The organism is Xanthobacter sediminis (genome assembly GCF_043195015.1).
In the GTDB taxonomy this organism is placed as follows: domain Bacteria; phylum Pseudomonadota; class Alphaproteobacteria; order Rhizobiales; family Xanthobacteraceae; genus Xanthobacter.
On sequence record NZ_JBAFWH010000005.1, the window covers coordinates 42177 to 63198 of the forward strand.

The following is a 21022-nucleotide window of genomic DNA, read 5'->3' on the forward strand; positions in this document are numbered from 1 at the left end:
AGGGGACCGAGGCGCGAAGGCCGGCTCACGCCGGCTCGCCCGCGAGCACCAGGCACACGTTCTGTCCGCCGAAGCCGAACGAGTTGGAGATCACCCGCCGCACCTCCGCGTCGCGCGCGACGTTCGGCACCACGTCCAGCGGAATGGCCGGGTCCGGCACATGGTAGTTGATGGTCGGCGGGATGCGCCCGTTGGCGATGGTGAGGAGCGATACCGCCGCCTCGATGGCGCCCGCCGCCGTCAGCGTGTGGCCGATCATGGACTTGTTGGAGGAGATGGGCGTCTGCGCCAGCTTCTCCTCGCTGAACACCGCCTTCAGCCCCACGTATTCCATGCGGTCGTTCTCGGGGGTCGAGGTGCCGTGGGCGTTGATGTAGTCCACGTCGTCTGCGGTGATGCCGGCATCGGCGAAGGCATTGCGCATGCAGCCGATGATGGGCCGTCCATCCGGGTTGGAGCGGGTACGGTGGAAATTGTCCGCCATCTCGCCGCAGCCTTCCAGCACGCCCAGGATCCTGGCGCCGCGCGCGACCGCGTGGGCGTAGCTCTCCAGCACCAGGGCGGCTGCGCCTTCGGCCATCACGAAGCCGTCGCGATTCTTGGCGAAGGGCCGGGCGGCCTCCTCCGGCTTGTCGTTGGCGGTGGTGAGCGCCGAGAGGAGGGAGAAGCGGATGAGCGCTTCCGGGTGCACCGAGCCGTCGGTGCCGAGCGAGAGCGCCACCTCCGTGTCGCCGCGGCGGATGGCCTCGACGCCGAGCTGGATGGCGGTCGCGCCCGAGGCGCAGGCGGTGGACAGCGAGATGGGCTGGCCGCGGGTGCCGAAGCGGTCGGCCAGCCGGTCGGCCACCGAGCCGAACAGGAAGCGCTCGTGCCAGGGGCGGAACTTGCCCGAATCGGCCGCCCCCAGAAGGTCGTGATAGACGATGGGATAATGCCCGACCGCCTCGGCGAGCTGCCGGCGCTCGGGCCACTCCAGCTCCACCGGCGGCACGGCGGCGAACAGGGGGCCGGGGAAGTCGCCCGGCGCGCCGATGGCCGCTTCGGCAATGGCCTCCTCCACCGCCAGGGTGGCGAGCTTCTCGGAAAGGTCCGGCGCGGGAACGCGGCCCTCGAACAGGAAGTCCACCGTGCCGGCGATGGTGGTGCGCATGCCCTCGATGGGGAAGCGGGTGATGGTGTGGATGCCCGATTCGCCCGCCGTGAGGCGCCGCCAGTTCTCTTCCTTGCCCTGGCCGAGCGAGGTGACGAGGCCGATGCCGGTGACGACGACGATGGGCCGTCCGAACTTGTCCAAATGCGCCTGCGTCATGTCGCGGCTCCCCCAATTCGAGGTGCGCCCGCCCCGAGGCGCCCGTGGATGGTGTGTGCGGCCCGGCGCGCGCTGCGCGGCCTGCGGCCCATGTCGCCGGAAAATACGCCCAAGCCGTGCACAAGGTAAATGCGCGGCTGACGAACCGCGCGCCCCGTGAAGCCGCATCCTGCGCGGGGCGCCGAAACGGATAAGCGCCCGGTGGGCGATCGAGGCGACTCGACCGGACCGGGCGCGTGATTCCCGAGGTGCCCGAAGGGGCGGAGGGCGCGGGGCGCCCTCAGATCCTCTCGACCACGCCGGCGCCTTCGCCGCGCCAATGGCCGACGGAGGTGACCACCACGCGGGAAACCGCGCCGCCGTCCTGCTCCAGCGGATCACCCGCGAGCGCCGGATAGAGCGCGCCCTTGGAGACGCACAGGGCGCCGAGCGCGAGGCCGGCGATGAACTGCGCCTCGAAGCCGTGGCCGAGCCGGTTCGCTACCGCGCGCACCGGCAGGCCGGTGGCGGAGAGGGCCTCGGCCTCGGGCTTCGTCGCATCCCGCGCGCCGGTGGCGCAGGAGATGACGGCGCTTTCGCCAGTGGTGCCGGCGGTGGTGATGAGCGCGCGCACCTTGTCGCGCACCGCGCCTTCCACCTGCCGCCGCGCCCGCTCGGACCATACGCCGGACAGCTTGGCGATGGGCGTCGCGCCCCGAGCCTCGGCATGTTCAGGCGATTCGAGCACCAGGAAGGCGCCCATGGAGCCCGCTGCGATGCCCGGCTCCGGCGAGGAGAAGACGGGGCGGAACGCGCCCTTCAGGCAGAAGTCGTCCAGATCGTTGAGGAGCAGCGTGTCCTCGCGCTCGGCATTGTAGGCGCCGCCCACCAGGCCGATCTCGCTCTGGCCGGAGGCGATGCGCGAGAAGGCGATGCGCACCGCGTCCACCCCCGCGCTCTCCTCGCCCATGAAGGTGCGGGACGAGCCCGTGACCCCGTGGACGATGGAGATGTTGCCGGCCAGCAGGTTGGAAAGCTGCGCCAGCGAGAGGGTGGGCCGCAGGTCCGACAGCAGGCGTTCGTTCAGCAGCCGGCCGGGATCGTTGGAGGTGGACAGGTCGTTGAGGATGGCCGCGTCCACGGCGATGTCGCGTTCGCCGCCGCCCGCCGCCACGATCATGTCGGTGCGGGAGAGGATCTCGGCGTTCTTGGCGATGCCGGCCGCCTCCAGCGCGAGGCCGGCGGCATAGGTGCCGATGCGCTGCCAGGGCTCCATCTGCCGCTGATCGCCCTTCTTGGGGATCTGCGTGTCGAAATTGACCTTGACCAGCGGGTGCACCACGTACGGCGCAAAGGCGGTCGCGTCGGTGACGGGGGCCTGACCGTTCGTCAGGGCCTCCCAGTGGGCTTCTAGCCCCTCACCGAGGGAGGACACGAGCCCGATGCCCGTGATCCAGACCTCACGCCGCGCGGCGTGTGCATCAGGCATCGGCAAAGTCCGTCAGGGGAAAGGAAACGTGCTCGGCGACCTTCATGACCACCGCCTTCATCTTGCCTTCCGGCCAGGGCAGCACGCGGAAGGTGAGCTCGGCGGAACACACCAGCTTGCCTTCGAACATGGCCTGGGTCCGGGCCACCACGAAGCCGGAGCCCTCGTGCAGGATCTCGGAATAGAGGTCGAGATTCTGCCCGGGAACCACGAATGTGCGCAGCTTGGCTTCCTTCACGGTGGCGAGGAAGGGCATCCGCTCGAAACGGTTGCGCGCCAGCACCAGCCATCCCGTGGTCTGGGCCATGGCCTCGATGAGGAGCACGCCGGGCATGATGGGATAACCCGGGAAATGCCCCTCGAAGATGGAGCTTTCCTGGGGCACCAGGCCCTGGCAATGGATTTTGTTGAGCGACGGGTCGATGGTGACGACCCGGTCGATCATCTTGAAGACTTCAGGACGCATCAGCTCCGTCCGGTCGCGCGCGGGATCTGACTCAGGCGGCCTTGGCGGCGACCAGCTCGTCGATGCGCGCGCAGAGATTCTTGAGCACGAAATACTGCTCGGTGGTGGCCTTGCCGTCGTTCACTTCCTGCGTCCACTGCTCGAGCGGCAGCTTGATGCCGAACGCCTTGTCGATGGCGAAGGCGATATCGAGGAAGTCGAGGCTGTCGATGCCCAGATCGTCGATGGCGTGGCTGTCCGGCGTGATGGTGTCCCGCGGGATATCGCACGTTTCCGCGATGATGTTGGCCACCGTGTCGAACGTGGAAGACATGGACTGACGCCTCTCGTGTACTGGCTGCTACCCGCCGCATCCGCATTGCGCGGGCGGCGCGCCGCCGTCGGCCGGGCCGGCTTTGCGGCCGGATGGCCCTGGGATGAGTTGACGGCCCCTATAGCGAACGCGTGCGGAGGTTTCAATGGCCCCCGCCTGCAGGTGCCCGCCGGACCCTGCGTCAACCGTTGATCGCCCCACGGGAATTGACATCGCACGCGAGGCCGTGCGCCGCAAGCCTCACGCCGCGCCGGCCCGCGTCAGCAGGAGATCGCAGGCGTCCGCCACCGCATTGGTGCCATAGCCGCCGCGCGGGCGGGCGAGGCGGGTGGCCGCATAGGCCTCGGCCACAGGGGGCGGAGCTGTGCGGGCGAGGGCGGCGGTGGCGGCCAGGATGGAAAGATCCTGTGCCGCGCGCCGTGCATGGGCTTCAGGGCAGGCGCCGCCGGCGATGAGTCGCTCCAGTGCGTCGGCAAAGGCGGGCACGTCGGGGAGCCCGGCGGCCTCCGCCTTCAGCTCCGCGAGAAGGGTGTGCACGGCGTGGGGGTCGCGCGCGGCGCCGCGCAACAGGTCGAGGGCGAGCATGTTGCCCGCGCCTTCCCAGATGGCGTTCACCGGCGCCTCCCGGTAGAGGCGCGGCATCATGCCCTCCTCCACATAGCCGTTGCCACCGAGCACCTCCATGGTTTCGAACACGAAGGCCGGCGCCGTCTTGCACAAAGCGAACTTGATTGCGGGCGTGAGCAGGCGTGCGCGCGCGGCCTCCCCGTCACGTGGGCCGCCGTTGGCCGCTTCGTCCTCGAAGCTCGCGGCGAGGCGGAGGGCGAGGGCGGTGGCGGCCTCGGCTTCCAGCGCGAGGTCGGCGAGCACCATGGCCATGGCGGGCTGGTCCACGAGCGGCCGCTGGAAGGCGCTGCGGTGGCGGGCGTGGTGCAGCGCCAGGGTCAGCGCGAGGCGCATCAGCCCGGCGGAGGAAACCGCGCAGTCGAGGCGGGTGAGCTGCACCATGCGCAGGATTGTGCGCACGCCACGGCCTTCCTCCCCCACCCGCCAGGCGAAGGCGCGCTCGAACTCCACTTCGGCGGAGGCATTGGAGCGGTTGCCCAGCTTGTCCTTGAGCCGCATCAGTCGCAGGCCGTTGACGGCGCCGTCCGGCCGGAAGCGCGGCATGAGCAGGCAGGTGAGACCCGCCGGCGCCTGGGCCAGCACCAGGAAGGCATCGCTCATGGGGGCGGAGAAGAACCACTTGTGGCCGGTGATCTCGTATTCATCGCCGCCGACCGGGGTGGCGCGGGTGATGTTGGCCCGCACGTCGCTGCCGCCCTGCTTCTCGGTCATGCCCATGCCGATGGTGACGCCTGCCTTCTCCCAGAAGGGCAGGAAGCGGCCGTCGTAGCGGCGCGAGCGGATGCGCGGCAGCCAGTTGCGCAGAAGCTGCGGGCTTGCCGCCAGCGCTGCCGGGGCGGCATGGGTCATGGTGAGCGGGCAGACGTGGCCGGCCTCCGCCTGGGTGACGAGATAGAGCTGGGCGGCGCGGCGCACGAGGTCGGCCCGGCCGGCCACGTCCCAGCCCGAGCAGTGGAGGCCCGCGGCGATGCTCTCGCCCATCAGCGTGTGGTAGGCGGGGTGGAACTCCACCTGGTCGCGGCGCCGGCCCTGGGCGTCGTGGGTGTGGAGCAGCGGCGGGCTGGCGTTGGCGAGGCGCCCCAGCTCCAGGCGCGCGGCTGTTCCCCAGGCGGCGCCGAAAGCGGCGATCGCCTCCCCGTGGCCGGCCGCCGTCGCGTTTTCCATCAGCGGCGTGTCCGGGGTGGCGAGGTTCAGGTCGCCGAAAGGCGGCGGCTGGTTGAGCACCTCTTCGCTGATCGGCGGCAGGTCCATGGCGTTCCCCCGGCTCCCCGGCACGGGCCCGCTTCTTCCGGTGCCATCCGCCGTGCGGAAAGCATGGCGGCTGCCGTGGATAACGCAACCTATAGTATATTATACTTTCGGATATTCCGGGGGGTCAGATAGGCCCCTGGAAGGTATTGCACTGCTGCATGGAGCCGCTCTTAAGCCCGCGCGTGAACCAGGCAACCCGCTGGCGGGAAGTGCCGTGGGTGAAGCTGTCGGGCACCGCATAGCCCTGGGAGCGCTTCTGGAGGGTATCGTCGCCGATGGCGGTGGCGGCGTTCAGCGCCTCCTCCACGTCGCCCTCCTCCAGGATGCGGTAGCGGGCATTGGCGTGGTAGGCCCACACCCCGGCGAGGCAATCCGCCATCAGCTCCACGCGCACGGAGAGGGCGTTGGCCTCGGCGCGCGAGCTGGCCCGCGCCTGCGCCTGCTGCACCTTGGAGAGGATGCCGGTGAGGTTCTCCACATGGTGGCCGACCTCGTGGGCGATCACGTAGGCGGCCGCGAAGTCGCCGCCGGCGTTGAAGCGGTTCTTCATCTCCTGGAAGAAGGTGAGGTCGAGGTAAACCTTCTGGTCCGCCGGGCAGTAGAACGGGCCCATGGCCGATTGCGCCCCGCCGCAGGCCGAGCGGGTGGCGCCGGAGAACAGCACCAGCTTGGGGTCCTGGTAGGTGCGGCCTTCCGAGCGGAAGACGTCCGTCCACACGTCCTCGGTCTGGGCGAGCACGGCGGCGGCGAAGCGGCCGAGCTGGTCCTTGGGCGCACCCTGGCTTGCGCTCTGCTGGCCGCCCTGGCGCGGGGGGGCGTATTGCTGCTGCTGGCCGCCGCCCATGCCGTTGATGGCCTCGAGCCCGCCGATGAGCACCGCCGGATTGATGCCCAGCGCCCAGCCGATCAGGCCCACGACGATGATGGTGCCGATGCCGAGCCCGCCGCGGCCGCCCGGTATCCGGGGGCCGCCGCCCTCGCCGCGCCGGTCCTCCACATTGTCGCTGGAGCGATAGTCCTCCCAACGCATCGGTCCGTCTCCCGCGCTCACGCCGGCCCGCGCGGCCGGGGGCACGCCTTCGGTCCGGGTGTCGATTTGCCTTCTGTGTTACACCGCGCGCCGCGCGGCCACCACCCTGCGGCGCGGCGGGGCGCGGTGCGGTGAGCGGTCGAAAGGCCGGAGGGAGAGAGCGGGCATGCCGGCAGGACGGCGGACGGCGGGGCCGAAGACGGGGCGGGCGCGGGCGGCGGAGCCCTTCGCATCGCTCGATTTCAGCCGCGAGCGGGCGCTCATGGCGCGGGGCATATGGCCCGTCGCCGGGGCCGACGAGGTGGGGCGCGGGCCGCTGGCCGGGCCGGTGGTGGCGGCGGCGGTGGTGCTCGATCCGGAACGGGTGCCCGCCGGCCTCAACGATTCGAAGAAGCTCTCGGCCGCCCGGCGCGTGGCGCTCTATGCCGAGATCTGCGCTACCGCCGAGGTGGCGGTGAGTCTCGCCCCGCCGGCGCGCATCGACCGCGACAACATCCGCCAGGCCACCTTGTGGGCGCTCGCGCGGGCGGCGGCTGGCCTGCCGCGTCCGCCGGCGCTGCTGCTGGTGGATGGCAACGACCCGCCGCCGGCGGCCTGCCAGGTGGAGGCCATCGTGGGCGGCGACGGGCTCGTCGCCTCCATCGCCGCCGCCTCCATCGTCGCGAAGGTGGTGCGCGACCGGCTGATGGCCGGGCTCGGGGCCGCGTTTCCCGCCTATGGCTTCGAGGATCACAAGGGCTATGGCACCCGCCGCCACGCGGAGGCGCTTGATGCCCACGGCCCCTGCCGCCACCACCGGCAGTCCTTCGCGCCGGTGCGCGAGCGGCAGCTCGGGCTGTTCGGCGGCGAGGGAGAGGAGTAGAGCGCGTTCGCTTGCGACGGCCGGGGAGTTCCAGCGGAAGTGCGTGGCGATTCGTGTTTGGAATTGCGTGACGACGGGAGTTGGAACACATCCGGCGGATACGAATTCACCGGATGCGCTCTCACGCCAAAGGCCCGCGAGCTTGCCTCATGGACCGTTCCTATGGACCGTTCTCATGGGTTTTTGGTCAAGCCCGCGCGGCGCTTGAGCGAAACCGAAGTGGCGCCGGTCGAAGGCCGGGGCCAGTAGTGTAACAGGAGAAAAGGCCGCTGGCGGCCCGTGTCCGCGCGCCGGAGCGCGCGGGTGCCGCCGCGCGGCGATGGAGGAGCCCATGCGCCGTCCCGACAACCACTTCAAGCGCGCGCTGCACGCCGGGCGCCAGCAGCTCGGCCTGTGGTGCTCCATTCCGAGCCCCCTCACCGCCGAGGCCGTGGCCGCCTCCGGCTTCGACTGGCTGCTGATCGACGCCGAGCACGCGCCGAACGAGGTGCCGGACATTCTCTCCATGCTCCAGGCCACCACGCGCGGCACCGCCCATCCGGTGGTGCGGGTGCCGTGGAACGATCCCGTCGTCATCAAGCGCGTGCTGGACCTCGGCGCCGACACCATTCTCGTGCCCATGGTGCAGAACGCGGAGGAGGCGCGAGCGGCGGTGGCCGCCACCCGCTATCCGCCCAAGGGCATCCGCGGCTTCGCCGGCAACGTGCGGGCCACCGCCTTCGGCCGCATGGGCGACTACTTCTCCCGCCACGAGGAGGAGATGTGCGTGCTGGTGCAGGTGGAGACCATGGAGGCGCTGGAGCAGGTGGAGGAGATCGCCGCCGTGGAGGGGGTGGACGGGGTGTTCATCGGCCCCGGCGACCTTTCCGCCTCCATGGGGTTCCTGAACGACACCCGCAATCCCCGCGTGGTGGAGGCCATCGAGACCGGGATGCTGCGCATCCTCTCCGCCGGCAACCGGCCGGGCATCCTCGCCAACGATCCCGCTTTGGCGCGGCGCTACATGGCGGCAGGGGCGGCCTTCACCGCCGTGGGCATAGACGTGATGCTGCTGGTGCGCGCGGCCGACGAGCTGGCCCGCAAGTTCCGCGAATAGAAAGGCGAGTCGCCCGGCAGGGGCTGAGGGGCTTTAGCCCCTCAGCGCGCGGCGGATGACCTTGCCGGTGGTGGTGAGGGGCAGTTCGTCCGCGAACTCGATCTCGCGCGGATATTCATAGGCGGCGAGGCGCGTGCGCACGAAATCCTGGATGTCCGCCACCAGCGCCGCCGAGGGCGCATAGCCCGGCGCCAGCACCAGCACCGCCTTGACGATCTCAGTGCGCAGCGCGTCGGGCTTTCCCACCGCCGCCGCCAGCGCCACCGCCGGGTGGCGCAGCAGCGTGTCCTCGATCTCCGCCGGGCCGATGCGGTAGCCGGCGGAGGTGATGATGTCGTCGTCGCGGCCCAGGAAGTGGAAATAGCCGTCCTCGTCCCGCCGCGCGAGGTCGCCGGTGAGGAACCAGCCGTTGCGGTATTTCTCGGCCGTCGCCTCCGGGCGGTTCCAGTAGGAAAGGAACATCACCGGGTCGCCGGCGCGCACCGCGATCTGCCCCATCTCGCCGGCGGCCGCAGGCTGTCCGTCCTCGTCCAGCACGCACACGTCGTGGCCCGGAATGGCCTTGCCCGTCGCTCCCGCGCGGGAGACGCCCAGGGCCGCGTTGGAGCCGATGACGTAGTTGCACTCGGTCTGGCCGTAGAACTCGTTCACCTGCACGCCCAGCGCCTCCCGGCTCCAGGCGAAGGTCTCCGCGCCCAGCGCCTCGCCGGCCGAGCCCACGGTGCGCAAATCGAGCCCGAAGCGCGCGCGGGGGGAGGGCACGGACCGCATCATCTTGAGGGCGGTGGGGGGGATGAAGGCGTTGCGCACGCCGGCCGCCGCCATCAGGGCGAAGGCGGCCTCGGGGTCGAACCTGCCCCTGGGCTGTACCACCACGGGCACGCCGAGGGCGAGGGCCGGCAGCACCGTGTTGAGCAGCCCGCCGGCCCACGCCCAGTCGGAAGGGGTCCACATGCGGTCGCCCCGATGGGGCAGGAAATCATGGGTGAAGCGCACGCCGCTCACGTGCGGCAGCAGCACCCGGTGGCCGTGCAGCGCGCCCTTGGGCTGGCCGGTGGTGCCGGAGGTGTAGATCATCAGGGCCGGCGTGTCCGGCCCGGTGGCAAGGCCCGTGGGCCGGTCCGCGCCGCCCGCCACGAGGTCGGCGAAGGAGAGGGCGTCCGCGCGCGCCCCGTCCACGTTCACCACCAGGTCGAGCGCCTCCGGCCGCGTCGCCACCTTGGCGAGGCCGGCATCGTCGGTGACGAGGGCCCGCGCTCCGGAATCCGCGAGCCGGTAGGCGATCGCCTCCACCCCGAACGCGCCGGCCAGCGGCACCGCGATGGCGCCCAGCTTGTAGACCGCGAAATGGGTGGCGAGCACCTCCACCGACTGGGGCAGCAGGATGGCGACCCGGTCACCGGCCCGCACCCCGTGCGCCGCGAGGCCATGGGCGAGCCGGTTGGAGAGCGAGGAGAGTGCGCCGTAGGAGAAGGGCGCGAAGCCGCCGTCGGCGGGCAGGAGCAGCGCCGGCCGGCCGGGCGCCTGGGCGGCCCACTGGTCGCAGGCGTGGACGGCGATGTTGTAGGTCTCGGGCAGCGCCCAGCGGAAGGCGCGGATCAGCCCGTCATAGTCTTGAATGTCCGGCAGCATCCCGTGAAATCCGTGCCTCGCCCGTCGAAAACGGGCGGGACGCTAACGGGTCGGGGCCGCGGGGTCCAGATTGGTTTGCCGCGACGCAAAACAGCGTGGCCCAAGAGCGCTTTCCGCTCGCATTGGTTCACGGCGATCGCTCTGGATTTCTTGAAATCACGCATGTTCTTCACGCGAACCGGTATCCGTTTCGCGTGAAGAGGCTTCAGCGCTCGTCCGGCTGGGCGAGCACCAGGGCCCAGTAGACCTTGTATTTGGAATTGGGCGCATTGGCGGTGGCGATGCCCATGCGGGTCACGCCCGGCGTCAGCATGTTCTTGTTGTGGGGCGGGGAATCGCGCCAGCCGGAAAAGGCTTCCGCCAGCGTGTGGTAGCCGGCGCCCACGTTCTCCACCGCCTGCCGGGCCTTGTAGCCGGAAGCCTTCACGCGCTGCACGAACGAGCGTCCGCCCACCTCGTGGGAGAGGTTGTCGGCGCGCGCCATGGCGTTCGCCTGCTCCTGGGCGAGCTGGGTGAGGGTGGGATCGAGGGTGAGCGCGGAGAGGCCGCGCGCGGTGCGGTAGTCCGAGATCATGGAGACGGCGGCCTCCGCGTCCACGGGTTTCCCGGTCTTGGCGAGGTTTGTGTAGAAGGCGGGCTGCTCGTTCAGCGTCTCGGTGGTGCCGCAGCCGGCGAGCAGCAGGGCGAGAACGAGGCCGGCGCTTGCGCGTCGGGTGCCCCTGCGGGTGAGCTGCGGGGCGGGGAAAAGGGCGCGCATGGCGGCTCCTGGAGGCGATGCGGAAGCGGCGCCCCGCCGGGGGCGGGATGCCGGTACGGCTCCGGCACTTGTGCGCCGGGGCCGGTATAGGGGGCGTTAATCTCCCTGCGTGAGGCGGAGCCCTCAGGCGCCGTCCGGCAGCGGGCCGCCGGCGGGCGGGGGCGCCAGGTCCGCCGGCGCCTGGGAGAGCACGGCCCAGGGCTGCGCCGCCATGCCGATGCCCGCGGCGCGGAACCGCGAGAGGATCTGGAAATGCAGGTCACTCTTCACAGTCAGCGAATAGTCCACGTTCGCCACCACGCACCTCAGCTCGAACACCATGCCGCCCTCGATGAACTTGGTGAGGAACACCCGCGGCGGCGGTGACTTCATCACCTGCGGATGGGGGGAGGCGCAGCCCACCAGGATGTCGCGCACCTCCTCTGCGTCAGCGTCGTAGGAGACGTTGAGCGTGACGATGATGCGGCCGGTGGTGTTGGCGTGGGTCCAGTTCTTCACCATGCCGGTGATGAGATCGGAATTGGGCACGATCACCGAGGCGCGGTCGAAGGTCTCGATCTCGGTGGAGCGCACCGAGATGCGCCGCACGTAGCCCTCCTCGCCCTTCACCGCGATGGTGTCGCCCACCCGCACCGGCCGTTCCGCCAGCAGAATGAGGCCCGACACGAAGTTGGACACGATGGCCTGGAGGCCGAAGCCGATACCCACCGAGAGCGCGCCGGCCACCAGGGCGAGGTTCTCGAGGTTGAGCCCCAGCTCGCTCATCGAGACCATGATGGCGACGATGACGCCCACATAGCCGACGATGGTGGAGATGGACGATTGCAGCGAGGGCTCCAGCCCGGTGCGCGGCAGCAGCGCCGAGGTGATCCACCGCTGCAGCCCGCGCGCGATGCCGACGCCGACCAGCAGGTAGATCGCGGCGTAGAGCACACTCGACAGCGAGATGGTGATGTTGCCGATGCGCACCCCGAAGGTGAAGCGCTCCATCGTGTCCATCACGTCTGCGGAGGAGGCGCCCCAGCTGCCCACGATGAGGAAGGCGGCGACCACGAACAGCAGCACCTTGAGGAGGCCGGAGACGATGACCCCGATCAGCTCCAGGTTGGTGGGCTTCAGGCCGAGCGTCTTCGACAAATGGCGCGCGCGCGGCGTATCGGCGGCGAGCCCGGTGCCGAAGAAAGAATCGATGAGCCCATACAGCACGTAGAGGATGCCGAGGATCGCGCTGGCCACCACCACGCGGCTCGCCACGAAGGCGGCGAAGCTCACATAGCCGGTGACGAGTGCGCCGATGACCAGCGCCACCACCAGCCACACGAGGAAGCGCACCCAGTGCCGGCCCTCGAAGGTGTGGGACTGGCCCGCCTGGGCCTCGCTCCCCTTGCCCTGCTCATCGGCGGCGTCCTCGTCCTCCTCCGAGCTCGCGAGGTGGAGCAGGAAGCGGGCGATGAAGGCCGCGATGAGCAGCGCCATCACCGCGCTCGTGACCACTGTGAGGCCCAGCGGTACGAACAGCACCCGGTGCAGCGCATTGAGCACCGCCGCCACCACCAGCGTCCACACCGCCCACGAGAAGTAGCGGAAGGTGATCATCGCCGCGCGGTCGGAGATGGGCGGCATGCGCCGCCAGGGCTCGCCCGGCGCCAGCATGGCCCGCGCGGCGCCGGTGCCGATGGTCTTGATGATGACCGCGAGAGCGATGCCGTGCACCAGGTCGTCCGCGCGCGGCGGCACCAGATCGAAGGCCTTGATGAGGGTGACGCCCAGCACCGCCGCCACCGGCGCCACCGTGACTTCCAGCAGCAGCACCTTCAGAGCCTCGCGGGCGGAGCGCAGGCGGGTGAAGGTCTCGCCCTCCGGCGGCGGCGGGGTGCGCAGGCGCGCCCGCAGCCAGCGTCCGCCGGCCACCACCAGCGCCACCACCGCGAACACGCCGACGAGAATGCCGGTGAGCGCCAGCGGCTGGTGCCGGCGTGCGGCATAGGTGCCCCAGTCGGAGATGAGGAGCTGGGTGGAGTGCAGCTCCACGCCGGTGGCGGCGATGGCCGCCGTCCACAGGCTCGGGTCGAGGATCGAATCGGAGCGCTCGAAGAGCTGGCTGGTGAACAGGGCGCGGCGCCGGGCGCTGATGCGGTCGGTGGCCTGGGCGCTGCGGTCTGCCAGGATTCGCACCGGCGCCAGCACCGCTTCGAGGTCGGCCGTCACCTTCTGCAGGTGCTCGCGGTCGGTGGTCACCGCCGGGTCCTCGGCGGGCGCGCCCTCGCCCGGCTTGGCCGGGATGGACTTGAACCGTGCCCGCGCGTCGGCGAGCCGCGGGCCGATGTCGTCGGTGAGCTGCTGCAGGTCGCGGCGGATGGGGTCGAGCCGGGTGCGCAGGTCGTCGAGGTCGCTGGGGCGCAGGCCGTCCACCGAAAGGGCGGCCTCAAGCGCGTCGAGGGCGGCGCGGTTGGCCTCGATCTTCTCGCGGGCGGCGATCACGGCGGGGTCGGGCGGCAAGGCGGCGGGCTTGGGCGGCGGCGGCGCTGCGGGAGCCACGCTCTCGGCCGGCGGCGCTGCGGGTACGGAGGCGGCCGGCTTTCCCGCCGCTGCGTCCTTCGTCTCACCACCCTTGGCGGCGTCGGCGGCGGGCGCCTGCTCCGCGGCAATGGCGGGGACCGGCCGCACCACGGCATCGACGCCCGCGAGCGTGCCCGCCCACAGCGCGAGCGCGGCGATCAGCAGCTTCGACTTCGGCAAATGCATTCCTCACCTCCGAGCCGGCGTTCCTGTCCCGCGAACGCGGCAGAGTAAAGGCGGCCGCGCTGTGCCGTCGCGCCGTCTTGCACCTGCCGCTGGGGCATGTGGCGCGACGAAATTTCTGGCGTCACTGCCGCTGTTCCCGCTAATTCGGGACGCGCCGGGCCCGCCCCACGCCCGGCCCGTGAGAAGGTTCTCCTTGATGACCCCCACCGATCCCGTCAAGCCCGCCGCCGCGCTGCTCGACGCGCGCGACCCCGTGGCCCTCGCCGCCGCGCTCATCCGCTCGCCCTCGGTGACGCCGCAGGCGCAGGCGACGCTTGATCTCGTGGCCGATCTCCTGGCGGGCGCGGGATACCGGGTGGAGAAGCTCACCTTCGCCAGCGGCGGCGTGCCCATCGCCAATCTCTATGCCCGCATCGGCGAGGACGGGCCGAACCTGTGCTTCGCCGGCCATGTGGACGTGGTGCCCGTGGGCGACGCCGCCCGCTGGAGCCACGGCCCCTTCTCCGGCGAGATCGCGGGCGGCCGGCTGTTCGGCCGCGGGGCGGTGGACATGAAGGGCGCCGTGGCCGCCTTCATGGCGGCCGCGCTCGCGCACGGGCGGCCGCAGAAGGGTTCGCTCTCCTTCCTCATCACCGGTGACGAGGAGGGGCCCGCCCTCGACGGCACGGTGAAGGTGGTGGAGTGGCTGAAGGAGAAGGGCGAGCGGATCGACCATTGCGTGCTGGGCGAGCCCACCAACCCGGTGGCGCTGGGCGACGCGTTCAAGATCGGCCGGCGCGGCAGCCTTTCCGGCGTGGTGCGGGTGAAGGGCGTGCAGGGGCACGTGGCCTATCCCCACCTCGCGGACAATCCGGTGCCGCGGCTGGTGCGGCTCCTCTCCGCGCTGATCGCCGGGCCGCTCGACGCCGGCTCCGATTTCTTCCCGCCCTCGAACCTGGAAGTGGTCTCGGTGGATGTGGGCAACACCGCCTTCAACATGATCCCGGCGGAGGCCGACGCCCGCTTCAACGTGCGCTTCAACGACCACTTCTCCCTCGCCACGCTGAAGGCGGAGATCCGCCGTCGGCTGGATGAGGCCGGCGAGCCCCATGAGGTGCTGTTCCAGCCGGGCGCGAGCGAGAGCTTCATCACGGCCCCCGGCCCGTTCGTGGACATCGTGGCCGGGGCGGTGGAGGCGGTGACCGGCCGCCGGCCCGAGCCCTCCACCTCCGGCGGCACCTCGGACGCACGCTTCATCAAGGATCTGTGCCCGGTGGTGGAGTTTGGCCTGGTGGGCCAGACCATGCACAAGGTGGACGAGGCGACCTCGGTGCGTGACCTGGAAGACCTCACCGCCGTCTACGGCCACATCATCACGCGCTATTTCGCGCAGTTCGCCTGATTTTCCGGAGGTGCGACGCATGAGTTCCGCTGAAACCGCCTATCGCCTCGACGTGGACGGCCGCGACATCGCGGTACGCGCGATTCCCGGCACCGCGCCGGGCGTGTTCTGGCTCGGCGGCTTCAAGTCCGACATGACCGGCACCAAGGCGGAGCGGCTTGCCGCGCTCGCCACCGCGGGCGGCAATGCCTTCGTGCGGTTCGATTATTCCGGCCATGGCGCCTCCGGCGGCGCGTTCGAGGAGGGCACCATTTCCCGCTGGCTCGGGGAGGCGCTCGCGGTGTTCGACCGCGCGACCCAGGGCGAGCAGGTGGTGGTGGGGTCCTCCATGGGTGGCTGGCTGGCGCTGCTGCTGGCGCGGGTGCTGGCGGCGCGCGGCGAGAGCCGGCTGCGGGCGCTGGTGCTGGTCGCCCCGGCGCCGGACTTCACCGAAACCCTCATGTGGGCGCGCTTTCCGGCCGAGGTGCAGAGCGAGATCACCGTCAACGGGCGGTTCCTGAAGCCCACGCCCTACGGTGACGAGCCCTATGTCATCACCCGTGCGCTCATCGAGGACGGGCGCAGCCATCTGCTCCTGGGCGCTCCCTTCAAGGTGGGCTGCCCGGTGCGCATCCTGCAGGGGGCGCAGGACGAGGACGTGCCGTGGGAGCACGCCATGCGGCTCGTGACCTGCCTCGCGGAGGACGACGTGGTGTTCTCGCTGGTCAAGGACGGCGACCACCGCCTCTCCCGGCCCGAGGACCTGGAGCGGCTGGCGCAGGCGGTGTCGGAATTCCTGTGAGGCGCGGCGCCGGCTCCTTTGGGATGCCGGCGCGATGCCGGGGGCGCTCAGGCCTCGGCGGAGGCGGTCTCTTCGGCCGTGCGGGGCGTCCACGCGGACATGCGGCCGATGAGGTAGCGGTAGGGCGCCAGGAACAGCGCCACCATGGCCGCCTTCACCAGATAGTCCACCACCGCCCAATTGGCCCAGGGCAGGTCCGTGCCCGAGAAGGCGAGGGTGAAGAACACGGCGGTGTCGATGGCCGAGGAGATGCCGCCCGAAAGCGCCGGCGGCAGCCACCACGCCTTCTGGCGCAGGGCGTTGAACACCGTGGCGTCGAGCAATTGCGCGACGATGAAGGCGGTGCCGGAGGCGAGGGCGATGCGTGGCGTGGCGAGCAGGGCGGAAAGCGCCAGCGCGAGGCCGAAGCCCACGTAGATCACCTGCCGGGTCCGGGCGAGGCCGAGCCGCCGGTTGGTGAGGTCGTTCACCAGGAAGGTGAAGGGATAGGTGAAGGCGCCGTAGGTGAGGTAGTCCTGAAGGCCGAACGGCGTGAACGGGAACTGCACCAGGATGTTGGCCGCAAGAACCGCCGCGCACATGGCAAAAACCGCGAGCGCGAACGCCCGCGGTTCGGACCACCTTGAAACCGTGGAAGAGGGCATCAGGCGGCGGGGGCCGCTTCCGGAGCCTTCAGGGCCTTCACGATGAGGCGCTTCAGCTCGAGCGCGCGGGGAGACAGCTCCTCGTCGCTGGCCTTCTTGAGGAAGGCATCGAGCCCACCGCGATGATCCACGCTCTTGAGCGCGTTCGCGGAGATGCGCAGGCGAATGGACCGGTTGAGGGTCTCGCTCTGGAGCGTCACGTTGCACAGGTTCGGCAGGAACCGGCGCTTGGTCTTGCGGTTCGAATGGCTCACGAGGTGGCCGGTCAGCACCGCCTTACCGGTCAGATCACACCGCCGGGACATGGCAGAAGTCCTTCTTCGTCTTTCTTGGCGCGGGAAACGCCATCTGGGGCAGCCCGCCTTCTTCGAGAAGGCGCGCCCCGCGGCACTCACCCGCCGGATCGGGAAGCGGCTCCTATAAGGGGGAGGCGCTCCGCAGTCAAGGTCGGCCCCCGCAAACGACGGCACCGCGCCGCTTTCCGAGGACTTCCCGCCGGCGGGAAGGGGGAATCGCCCCGGTTGGGGGCGGGGCGGGCGACTCGCATGGCGCGCGCCGTCCGTCCGTGGCCGCCTCAGCGGCGGCCCTGGCCGAGGAAGGTCTCTCCGAACCAGCGCTCGAAGGTCATGGGCGGCTCGCCGCCGGCCTGCCCCTCGGGCTGGCCCTGGGGGCCGCCGTAGCCGGAGGGCGGGCCGGCCTGACCCACGATGGCGGGCGGGCGGTCGTCGGGCAGGTTCTCGGGGGCGAGGGTGCCGCCGGGCGCGCCGTAGCCGTAGCCGCCGAAGCCGGCGGTGCGGGTGCCGCCGGGCAGCTCCGCCACCGGCACGCCCTGGTGCGCCACCTTCATGTAGCGGCTCCAGATCTCCACCGGCAGGTTGGCGCCCGAGGCCTTCTTGGTGGGGGAGGAATCGTCGTTGCCGAGCCACACGGCGGTGACGAAGCGGGCCGTGTAGCCCACGAACCAGGCGTCGCGGTAATCCTGCGAGGTGCCGGTCTTGCCGGCGGCCTCCCAGCCGGGCAGGTCGGCGCGGCGGCCGGTGCCCATCACCAGTGTCTGGGTCAGCATCTGGTTCATCTCGGCGGCGTAGGCGGGGTCCATCACCCGGCCGGGGCCGGAGCCGGAGCGCTGGAACAGCGCCTTGCCGCCGGCGTCCGTCACCGTCTCGATGACATAGGGAATGACGCCGATGCCGCCGTTGGCGAACGGCACGTAGGCGCCCGCCAGCTCCAGCACCGATACCTCGGAGGTGCCGAGCGCGATGGAGGGGTTGGGATCGAGCGTGGAGGCGATGCCGAGCCGGTGGGCGGTGGCCACCACTGCCTTCGGCCCCACCTCCAGCGCCAGCCGCACCGAGACCGTGTTCAGCGAGAGCGCCAGCGCGGTGGTGAGGGAGACCGGCCCGCGATAGTCGTGGGTGGAGTTTTCCGGCTTCCAGCCCTTGAGCTGGAGCGGCGCGTCCTCGCGCACCGTGTCCGGGGTCAGGCCCGCCTCCAGCGCCGTGAGGTAGACGAACGGCTTGAAGGACGAGCCCGGCTGCCGCCGCGCGGTGACGGCGCGATTGTACTGGCTCTCCTCGTAGGAGCGCCCGCCCACCAGGGCCCGCACCGCGCCGTCGGTGTCGAGCGACACCACCGCCCCCTGGCTGACGCCGTATTTGCCGCCGGACTTGGCGAGGGTCTCCTCCAGCGCCTTCTCGGCCGCCTGCTGGAGGTTGAGCTCGATGGTGGTGCGCACGCTCACGTCGCCGGAGAGGGGGCCGACATACGAATCGAGCTGCTCCATCACCCAGTCGGCCACATAGCCCATGGAATCGGGGGTCTTGGCGCGGGCGAGCTGGGCCGGCTTGGCGATGGCGGCCTGGGCCATCTCGGGGGTGATCATCCCCTGCTGCTTCATGGCCGTGAGCACAAGCACGGCGCGCGCCTGGGCGCCCTTCAGGTTGCGCGTGGGGGCAAGGCGCGAGGGCGAGTTCACGAGGCCGGCGAGCATGGCGGCCTCCGAAAGGGTGACCTGCCGGGCCGATTTGCCGAAGTAGCGCTGGGCCGCGGCCTCCACCCCGTAGGCGCCGGCGCCGAAATAGACGCGGTTGAGGTAGAGGTCGAGGATCTGGTCCTTGGTGAACTTGGTCTCCAGCCACAGGGCCAGCACCAGCTCCTGGATCTTGCGGGAGGCGGTGCGCTCCTGGGTGAGGAACAGGTTCTTGGCGAGCTGCTGGGTCAGGGTCGAGCCGCCCTGCCGCAGGCGCCGCGAGGTGAGGTTGGTGACGAGCGCGCGGGCGAGGCCCTCGGGGTCGAGGCCGAAATGGGTGTAGAAGCGCTGGTCCTCGATGGCCACGAACGCCTTGGGCAGGTAGGGCGGCAGCTCCGAGATGGGAATGGCGACACCGCCCATGTCGCCGCGCACCGCCAGCGTCTTGCCGTCGGCGCTGAGGATGGTGACCGTGGGCGGGCGCTTGGGGATCATCAGCGTCTGCATGGGCGGCAGCTTCGACGCCTCGTAGGCGACGATGCCGATGAGGGCGATGACGCCCCACACCGCCAGCACCAGGCTCCATTTCACCAGGGTCCAGACGAGCGAGCGCCGCCGGCGCCGGGGGCGCGCCGCCTGCGGGGCCGGGGGCTCGGCCTTCGCCTTGCCGCGCTTCTTCTCGCGTGCGCCCAGCTCGGGATCTCCTCTTTCGCGGCGCGCCGAGGGTTCGGGCACCATGATCTCGGGCACGGCGCCGCGGGCCGAGGCCTTCGGGGCCGGCTTCTGCGGCACCGGCTCTGGCTCCACCTCCATGCCGTCCCGCGTGGCGGAAAGCCGGGGAGAGGCTTCGCGTTCGCCCGTCCTGGCGGCGCTCAGCGGCGGCACCCGGTCGAAGCGGTCCATCGGCGGCTCGGCGCGGGCCGCTCTCGCTTTCGGCGCCTTGGCTTTAGGCGCGCGGGGCGCGCCGAGCGGGCGGTCCTCGGGCGACAGGCGGATGTCGAGGCCCGCGTCCTGGCGATCCGCATCCGGTTCGCGCCGTGTTCCCTCGCCGTAACCTCGGGTCGCCATCGACTGTCCTGCCGCTCCGCCTCGTGCCTGCGATTCCCCCTTCCACCACTCAAATGGGGCGAAAACGGCAGTGAGGGCGGCGCTCTCCGCCGCTTTCCGCTCTGTGAATGGAAGAAGTCTGCGTGGTGGCCCTGAATGGAGGGTTAAGGGAGGGATGGCGCTGGACCGAGCTTCCTTAAGGTTCACTTAAGCTGGGCCGGGCATTTCCCCACCGGCACCTGTTGCCCGTGCCGACGCGCGGCCGCGGAGGCCACCATTGCCTGTTACCTCAACATTCTGACGACACTGCATTTTTCGAGATCGCGAAGGCCCATTTCGGCTCTGCCAAGATCGAAGAATAAGAACGTGGGAGGAAGACGTGGACTATCCGCTGATGGGTGGCTATGTGGCGACGTTCCTCGTCGCCATCGGCTATTTCGCCTACAATGACAGCGCGCGGCACGCTCCCGCGGCACCGCCCGTGCAGAGCGCATCCGCGCCGCGGGTCGCGACGGCCCTGGCCGTCCAGGCGGTCGCGCCGGCTCCTGCGGCGGACGCTCCCGCCGCCAAATCCCCCGCGTCCAAGGCTCCCGCCGCTGCGCCTGTCGTCGCGCAGGAATGGACCGTCCCCGATGTGGACGCGCTGCCCGACGACGCCTTCGGCCGCACAGTGCGCCGGGGCCGCGAGCTGACCCAGCGGACCTTCGCCCATCTCGGCCCCGAGGTGGAGGACCCGGCGATGCGGTTCGCCGGCAACAACCTCGCCTGCCAGAGCTGCCACCTGGAGGCCGGCACCAAGGAGTACGGCCTGCCGTTCGTGGGCGTCTTCGCCGATTTTCCGCAATATCGCGGGCGCGAGGGTCGGGTCGCCACGCTGGAGGACCGGGTCAACGGCTGCATGACGCGCAGCATGGACGGCAGGGAGCTGCCCTGGGATTCCGAGCCCATGGTGGCTTTCGTCACCTACATCAAGTTCCTCTCCTCCGACCGGCCGGTGGGCAAGCCCACGCCCGGCCGCGGCACGCCCAAGATGGCGGAGCTGACGCGCCCCGCGAGCCCCGAGAAGGGGAAGGTGGTGTTCGAGGAACACTGCGTCTCCTGCCACGGCCCGGAAGGCCTCGGCAAAAGGGTGGGCGCGGTGGGCGACCGCCAGGGCTACGAGTTCCCGCCCCTGCGCGGCACGGACACCTTCAATAACGGTGCCGGCATGGCGCGGCTCATCACCGCCGCGAGCTTCGTGCGCGCCAACATGCCGTTCGGAACGAGCCACGATTCGCCGGTCCTGACCGAGGAGGAGGCATGGGACGTGACCGCCTATGTGGAATCCCTCGACCGGCCGCAGCGGGCGGGCATCGAGGAGGATTACCCCAAGCGGACCGAGAAGCCCGTGGATGCCGCCTACGGCCCGTTCGCCGATGGCCTGCCGGCGGAGCAGCACAAGTATGGCCCGTTCCAGCCGATCCGTGACGAGATCAAGAAGCTGAAGGCCAAGCCCGCCGGCGGCGGCGCCAAGGATGCCGCCAAGGACACTACGAAAACCGTTCACTGACGGTGCCCGCGGTCCCGGCTCGTTGGCGGGCCGGGACCGCCGCGGTGCGCGGTGTTCCTGATCGCTTCCGTGCGTTTCTCCTCATGCCGTTACGG

The 21022-nt window shown here is 70.7% G+C and carries 17 protein-coding genes; 5 read left to right on the top strand and 12 right to left on the bottom strand.

The genetic code is table 11. From position 1 onward, the window contains the following. Positions 1-25: 25 nt before the first annotated feature. The 6 genes from V5F61_RS08185 to ypfJ form a co-directional block, all read right to left on the bottom strand. Positions 26-1309 (bottom strand): beta-ketoacyl-ACP synthase, encoded by a 1284-nt coding sequence (locus V5F61_RS08185; RefSeq protein ID WP_393989933.1) that lies wholly within the window; start codon positions 1307-1309, stop codon positions 26-28. Positions 1310-1589: 280 nt separating this feature from the next. Beyond that, positions 1590-2777 carry a beta-ketoacyl-ACP synthase gene (locus V5F61_RS08190; protein ID WP_393989934.1) on the bottom strand — a complete coding sequence of 396 codons (1188 nt, stop codon included), beginning with the start codon at positions 2775-2777 and terminating at the stop codon, positions 1590-1592. Further along, complete coding sequence (locus V5F61_RS08195; protein ID WP_393989935.1) at positions 2770-3243, bottom strand: 3-hydroxyacyl-ACP dehydratase FabZ family protein; 474 nt, start codon at positions 3241-3243, stop codon at positions 2770-2772. The genes V5F61_RS08190 and V5F61_RS08195 overlap by 8 nt, the downstream gene beginning before the upstream one ends. Before the next feature lie 31 nt (positions 3244-3274). Beyond that, positions 3275-3556, bottom strand: a complete 282-nt coding sequence (locus V5F61_RS08200; RefSeq protein WP_012113283.1) for an acyl carrier protein — start codon at positions 3554-3556, stop codon at positions 3275-3277. A gap of 240 nt (positions 3557-3796) precedes the next feature. After that, complete coding sequence (locus V5F61_RS08205) at positions 3797-5434, bottom strand: acyl-CoA dehydrogenase family protein (RefSeq protein ID WP_393989936.1); 1638 nt, start codon at positions 5432-5434, stop codon at positions 3797-3799. A 124-nt stretch (positions 5435-5558) separates the two neighbouring features. Continuing rightward, positions 5559-6464 (bottom strand): KPN_02809 family neutral zinc metallopeptidase, encoded by a 906-nt coding sequence (gene ypfJ, locus V5F61_RS08210; protein WP_393989937.1) that lies wholly within the window; start codon positions 6462-6464, stop codon positions 5559-5561. 166 nt (positions 6465-6630) lie between these two features. On the opposite strand from ypfJ, the gene V5F61_RS08215 reads away from it, so the two are divergent. Next, positions 6631-7326 carry a ribonuclease HII gene (locus tag V5F61_RS08215; RefSeq protein WP_393989938.1) on the top strand — a complete coding sequence of 232 codons (696 nt, stop codon included), beginning with the start codon at positions 6631-6633 and terminating at the stop codon, positions 7324-7326. A 331-nt stretch (positions 7327-7657) separates the two neighbouring features. Then, complete coding sequence (locus V5F61_RS08220; protein WP_393989939.1) at positions 7658-8422, top strand: HpcH/HpaI aldolase family protein; 765 nt, start codon at positions 7658-7660, stop codon at positions 8420-8422. Positions 8423-8455: 33 nt separating this feature from the next. Here the strand turns inward: V5F61_RS08220 and V5F61_RS08225 are convergent, their stop codons facing one another. From V5F61_RS08225 to V5F61_RS08235, 3 genes are all read right to left on the bottom strand, one after another. Next, positions 8456-10054, bottom strand: a complete 1599-nt coding sequence (locus V5F61_RS08225) for an AMP-binding protein (RefSeq protein WP_393989940.1) — start codon at positions 10052-10054, stop codon at positions 8456-8458. 205 nt (positions 10055-10259) lie between these two features. Then, a complete protein-coding gene (locus V5F61_RS08230; RefSeq protein ID WP_393989941.1) occupies positions 10260-10811 on the bottom strand; it encodes a CAP domain-containing protein in 552 nt (183 codons plus the stop codon). A 123-nt stretch (positions 10812-10934) separates the two neighbouring features. Further along, positions 10935-13556: a DUF3772 domain-containing protein gene (locus tag V5F61_RS08235; RefSeq protein WP_393989942.1), complete on the bottom strand. Its 2622-nt coding sequence runs from the start codon at positions 13554-13556 to the stop codon at positions 10935-10937. 196 nt (positions 13557-13752) lie between these two features. Between V5F61_RS08235 and dapE the strand changes: the two genes are divergently transcribed. Continuing rightward, the gene (dapE, locus tag V5F61_RS08240) at positions 13753-14937 is read left to right on the top strand and encodes a succinyl-diaminopimelate desuccinylase (protein WP_393989943.1); all 1185 of its coding nucleotides are present in this window, start codon (positions 13753-13755) and stop codon (positions 14935-14937) included. Positions 14938-14956: 19 nt separating this feature from the next. Further along, positions 14957-15718, top strand: coding sequence for an alpha/beta hydrolase (locus tag V5F61_RS08245; protein ID WP_393989944.1), 762 nt, complete (start codon positions 14957-14959; stop codon positions 15716-15718). A gap of 47 nt (positions 15719-15765) precedes the next feature. Here the strand turns inward: V5F61_RS08245 and V5F61_RS08250 are convergent, their stop codons facing one another. The 3 genes from V5F61_RS08250 to V5F61_RS08260 form a co-directional block, all read right to left on the bottom strand. Further along, positions 15766-16299, bottom strand: coding sequence for a queuosine precursor transporter (locus V5F61_RS08250; RefSeq protein ID WP_393989945.1), 534 nt, complete (start codon positions 16297-16299; stop codon positions 15766-15768). 62 nt (positions 16300-16361) lie between these two features. Beyond that, positions 16362-16667, bottom strand: coding sequence for a 50S ribosomal protein L28 (gene rpmB, locus V5F61_RS08255; protein ID WP_393989946.1), 306 nt, complete (start codon positions 16665-16667; stop codon positions 16362-16364). Positions 16668-16936: 269 nt separating this feature from the next. After that, positions 16937-19399 carry a transglycosylase domain-containing protein gene (locus tag V5F61_RS08260; RefSeq protein ID WP_393989947.1) on the bottom strand — a complete coding sequence of 821 codons (2463 nt, stop codon included), beginning with the start codon at positions 19397-19399 and terminating at the stop codon, positions 16937-16939. Between the two features lie 373 nt (positions 19400-19772). On the opposite strand from V5F61_RS08260, the gene V5F61_RS08265 reads away from it, so the two are divergent. Next, entirely contained in the window at positions 19773-20927 is a 1155-nt protein-coding gene (locus V5F61_RS08265; RefSeq protein ID WP_393989976.1) for a c-type cytochrome, read from the top strand. Positions 20928-21022 lie beyond the last annotated feature (95 nt).

What these genes read in the sequence shown, in the direction of transcription:
- V5F61_RS08265 (WP_393989976.1), top strand. Translation starts at nt 19,773, where the DNA reads ATGGGTGGCTATGTGGCGACGTTCCTCGTCGCCATCGGCTATTTCGCC.
- V5F61_RS08200 (WP_012113283.1), bottom strand. Translation starts at nt 3,556, where the DNA reads ATGTCTTCCACGTTCGACACGGTGGCCAACATCATCGCGGAAACGTGC.
- V5F61_RS08230 (WP_393989941.1), bottom strand. Translation starts at nt 10,811, where the DNA reads ATGCGCGCCCTTTTCCCCGCCCCGCAGCTCACCCGCAGGGGCACCCGA.
- ypfJ (WP_393989937.1), bottom strand. Translation starts at nt 6,464, where the DNA reads ATGCGTTGGGAGGACTATCGCTCCAGCGACAATGTGGAGGACCGGCGC.
- V5F61_RS08260 (WP_393989947.1), bottom strand. Translation starts at nt 19,399, where the DNA reads ATGGCGACCCGAGGTTACGGCGAGGGAACACGGCGCGAACCGGATGCG.
- V5F61_RS08205 (WP_393989936.1), bottom strand. Translation starts at nt 5,434, where the DNA reads ATGGACCTGCCGCCGATCAGCGAAGAGGTGCTCAACCAGCCGCCGCCT.
- V5F61_RS08195 (WP_393989935.1), bottom strand. Translation starts at nt 3,243, where the DNA reads ATGCGTCCTGAAGTCTTCAAGATGATCGACCGGGTCGTCACCATCGAC.
- V5F61_RS08215 (WP_393989938.1), top strand. Translation starts at nt 6,631, where the DNA reads ATGCCGGCAGGACGGCGGACGGCGGGGCCGAAGACGGGGCGGGCGCGG.
- V5F61_RS08245 (WP_393989944.1), top strand. Translation starts at nt 14,957, where the DNA reads ATGAGTTCCGCTGAAACCGCCTATCGCCTCGACGTGGACGGCCGCGAC.
- V5F61_RS08225 (WP_393989940.1), bottom strand. Translation starts at nt 10,054, where the DNA reads ATGCTGCCGGACATTCAAGACTATGACGGGCTGATCCGCGCCTTCCGC.
- V5F61_RS08250 (WP_393989945.1), bottom strand. Translation starts at nt 16,299, where the DNA reads ATGTGCGCGGCGGTTCTTGCGGCCAACATCCTGGTGCAGTTCCCGTTC.
- dapE (WP_393989943.1), top strand. Translation starts at nt 13,753, where the DNA reads ATGACCCCCACCGATCCCGTCAAGCCCGCCGCCGCGCTGCTCGACGCG.
- V5F61_RS08235 (WP_393989942.1), bottom strand. Translation starts at nt 13,556, where the DNA reads ATGCATTTGCCGAAGTCGAAGCTGCTGATCGCCGCGCTCGCGCTGTGG.
- V5F61_RS08185 (WP_393989933.1), bottom strand. Translation starts at nt 1,309, where the DNA reads ATGACGCAGGCGCATTTGGACAAGTTCGGACGGCCCATCGTCGTCGTC.
- rpmB (WP_393989946.1), bottom strand. Translation starts at nt 16,667, where the DNA reads ATGTCCCGGCGGTGTGATCTGACCGGTAAGGCGGTGCTGACCGGCCAC.
- V5F61_RS08190 (WP_393989934.1), bottom strand. Translation starts at nt 2,777, where the DNA reads ATGCCTGATGCACACGCCGCGCGGCGTGAGGTCTGGATCACGGGCATC.
- V5F61_RS08220 (WP_393989939.1), top strand. Translation starts at nt 7,658, where the DNA reads ATGCGCCGTCCCGACAACCACTTCAAGCGCGCGCTGCACGCCGGGCGC.